Origin of the sequence: Pseudomonas edaphica, assembly GCF_005863185.1 — a bacterium.
Lineage (GTDB): Bacteria > Pseudomonadota > Gammaproteobacteria > Pseudomonadales > Pseudomonadaceae > Aquipseudomonas > Aquipseudomonas edaphica.
In genome coordinates this window covers 1-3,405 of the sequence record NZ_VBVZ01000643.1, presented here as the reverse complement: position 1 = coordinate 3,405, position 3,405 = coordinate 1, and the positions used below count along the sequence as shown (strand labels likewise).

The 3,405-nt window shown below is 60.0% G+C and carries 5 protein-coding genes and 1 pseudogene; all 6 read left to right on the top strand.

All coding sequences use genetic code 11. The features are described 5' to 3' along the window. A pseudogene (locus FEM54_RS34810) lies at positions 1-106 on the top strand (arsenate reductase ArsC); the annotation flags it as partial. 12 nt (positions 107-118) lie between these two features. Then, positions 119-805, top strand: coding sequence for an arsenical resistance protein ArsH (gene arsH / locus FEM54_RS28175; protein ID WP_058420362.1), 687 nt, complete (start codon positions 119-121; stop codon positions 803-805). A gap of 48 nt (positions 806-853) precedes the next feature. Beyond that, positions 854-1,645 (top strand): AraC family transcriptional regulator, encoded by a 792-nt coding sequence (locus FEM54_RS28170; protein ID WP_138453819.1) that lies wholly within the window; start codon positions 854-856, stop codon positions 1,643-1,645. A 74-nt stretch (positions 1,646-1,719) separates the two neighbouring features. Next, a complete protein-coding gene (locus FEM54_RS28165; RefSeq protein ID WP_138453818.1) occupies positions 1,720-2,331 on the top strand; it encodes a LysE family transporter in 612 nt (203 codons plus the stop codon). Between the two features lie 318 nt (positions 2,332-2,649). Beyond that, positions 2,650-2,958: a hypothetical protein gene (locus tag FEM54_RS34805; protein WP_099549718.1), complete on the top strand. Its 309-nt coding sequence runs from the start codon at positions 2,650-2,652 to the stop codon at positions 2,956-2,958. Positions 2,959-3,193: 235 nt separating this feature from the next. Further along, on the top strand, positions 3,194-3,405 hold a 212-nt coding region (locus FEM54_RS28155; RefSeq protein WP_138453817.1), incomplete at its 3' end, for a cation-transporting P-type ATPase.

Genomic DNA, 3,405 nt, shown 5'->3' with positions numbered 1-3,405 from the left:
GCTCAGCACCATCGAAAGGCGTTGCAAGGCGTTCCTGGCCTTGCCCTTCGCCCAACTCAGCCCTGCCGAGTTGAAGGCAGAACTGGCCCGCATCGCAGCGCTTTAACCGGAGAACACAATGACCACCCTGCCCAATCTCAACAGCACCCTCGCAGGCCCGCTGCCTGTCGGGCCTGGCCACCCGCCGCGCATCCTGCTGCTTTACGGCTCCACACGCCCGCGCTCATTCAGCCGCTTGCTGGTGGAAGAAGCCGCGCGGCTGTTGCGCCACTTCGGAGCCGACACGCGGATTTTCAACCCTTCGGGCCTGCCGTTGCCCGACGATGCGCCCAACGATCACCCTAAAGTCCAGGAGCTGCTGGACCTGATGCAATGGTCCGAAGGCCAGGTGTGGTGCTCGCCCGAGCGCCACGGTTCGATGTCGGCAGTGTTCAAGGCCCAGCTCGACTGGGTGCCGCTGGCCCTCGGCGCCGTTCGCCCGACCCAGGGCAAAACGCTGGCGGTGATGCAGGTGTCCGGCGGCTCGCAATCGTTCAACACCGTCAACCAACTGCGCGTGCTGGGGCGCTGGATGCGCATGTTCACGATCCCCAACCAATCCTCGGTGCCCAAGGCGTTCATGGAGTTCGATGACCAGGACCGCATGAAACCATCGGCGCTCTACGATCGCGTGGTGGATGTGATGGAAGAGTTGGTGAAGTTCACCGTTTTGCTGCGTGATCGCCCGGACCTGGTGGACCGCTATTCAGAGCGTAAGGAAAGCGCCGATGAGCTGTCGCAGCGTGTCAACCAACGGTCGATTTGAGCGGTCCTGCTGGCGTATGCTCGTGCCAACCGCATCCTGAGCTGAATCATGAGCACTCTGCACCACGCCTTGCTGGGCAACTACGAAGTCAGCAGTACAGCCTGCACGGGCCTGACCTTTGCCAGACACAGCCATGATGAATGTGTAATCGGCGTCAACCTGGTCGGTGAGGAAAAGGTCTGGCTGGACCGCCGCGAATTCGAGGCCGGGCCGGGTAGCATTACCCTGTACAACCCCGGTCAGATTCAGGGCGGCGGCGCGGCGCAAGGCGCGCCTTGGCACTTTGTCAGCCTGTATGCCACAGCCGATCAGCTGGCGGCTGACCTTGGGTTGGCGCAGCTGGAGTTCGATCGCTCGTTGTGCTTCCAACCTGATCTGGCGCAGCGCCTGGCGGTAGCGGTGAAAGGCGCCTTGAGTACCGATGCATTGGTCCGCGATCTCAATGAAGAGGCGTTGGTGTTGCTACTGGGTGAAGTGGTCGGCGTCAGTGGTGTACGTGTGCCTGGCAGCATGGCAACGGGCAAAAGCATGATCAACCGAGCCCAGGAATTGCTCGCTGCACACTTGCATCAAGGGTTGCCCCTGGACCACCTCGGCGATGAGCTGGGATTGTCCAAATTCCATCTGCTGCGCGCTTTCCAGAAGGAAACCGGACTCAGCCCGCGCCAGTGGGCGATGCAACTGCGCACCCGCCGCGCCAAAGGCCTGTTGCGCAACGGGGTGGCGGCCGGCGAAGTCGCCCATGACTTGGGCTTTGCTGACCAAAGCCACCTCAACCGCCATTTTCGCGCCGCCTATGGCATCACGCCCGGCCGCTATCAAAGCGTGTTGAAGCGCTGAACAGCGCAATCTGGTTCAAGACGAACGCTTTCCCCATCGCCACACTGCCTGGACTTTCTTGAAGGAACGCGGGCATGTTGACGATCTTCTTTTATGCGCTGGTATTCGGTTTTGTGTTTTGCCTCTCGCCCGGTGCCGTGCTGGCGGAAACGTTGCGCCGTGGCTTGCTGCACGGTTTTACCCCGGCCTTGCTGGTGCAGATCGGCTCGCTGGTAGGCGATGCGGTGTGGGCGGTGATCGGTCTCACCGGCATTGCCTTGCTGATCCAGCATGACGCGGTGCGTGTGCCCCTGACGGTGGTCTGCGCGCTGTACCTGGCCTGGCTGGGTATCCGCAGCTTGATTGATGCCTGGCGCTTGCCCGAGGCGAGCGACGCGCCCGCCAGCTCCGGGAAAAATGCGCTGGCGGTGGGCGCGGCGATTTCACTGGCTAACCCGAAAAACATCGTCTATTGGGGCGCGCTGGGCAGCGCCTTGTCCGGCATCGTCGGGGCTGCGCCCAGCCATGGGCAAACGCTGATGTTTTTTGCAGGCTTTATGCTGGCCTCGGTGTTGTCCTGCTTTCTGATTGCAGCGTTGGTCAACCTGCTGCGCAAGAACACCTCAGCGTTATGGCAACGCATCAGTTATGGCGCCTGTGGTGTGGTATTGATTTATCTGGCAGTTCTGGCCGCGCAAGGCATATGAAGTTATATAAGGTGAAACTTGTCTGCGCCTCTTATCTGAATGAACTCTGAACACAGGGTAATTTAACTCATCCTGCGTTGACATTTTGCAACCAGCTAAGTAGATTGCCCCTGCCCACAACTGGGGCCTTTTTTAAACCTCACAAAAGAAGCCAATGGACACAGTATCTAGTCGCTGTCCGAGCACCGTTCACGCGGGCATCGGGCGCCAAACCCAGAATATGACAGGACTCGCCTTCCAGGTCCGGTAAGCTGCGCTAGAGCTTGATGCTCCACCGTAACTGCCTCACCGGTCGCCCGTCCGGTCCCGAGGTGTGTTATGACCTTTCAACTGATTGTTTTGCCTGACATTCGCACGCTAGCCGCAGCCCTGCGCGCCAAGCTGTGCCGCGAGCCCGCTGGCTTTTCACCTACCCGCTCGGCCTTTGCTGCACCCTCTCCCCTAGCCAGTAAAGATCAGCTGCGCCCAGCTCCCCCGCTAGCGCACTGGCGTGTCTGCCCTGCCAGCGGCCAATTGCTGCAGCACTGGGACCACGCCGACCCTCAAGACCCGCAGAGACCTCAGGTTTCCACCCTGGCTCAAGCCAGCCTGTTGCTCGGTTTTTACCTGAGCAATCGCGCCGCTTAAACCAGCTGGAAACAGCAACTTCCTGATAATTATTCTGGAGTTCGTTATGAACACATCCAGTAGTAGCCCGCTGCGCGCCAGTTAACTAACGCGCACTTGGCGGGCGCTGTAGAAGTTATGTGAACACCCTATTTAAACCGATCGCGAAGTCCGCGGCTCGGCATGCTTTCGCTCGCCTGTATTCAGGTAAGTACCGGGTATGTTTTGTCGAGAATTGGCGACAGGAGTACAGACAATGAGCGCCGTAAAAAACACGCCTCTGCACAAAAAGAATGGCACCGACACCGACACCAAACTGTCGATGCGTGCCGCCCGTGAAGCCCAGAACGGCCTGTCGGCCACCCTCGCCAATGTGCGTGCCACCCAGGACGGCCTGACCGAACTGGACGCCTCGGCACGTCTGCAACGCGAAGGCTACAACGAAGTGGCCCACGACAAGCCACCTCA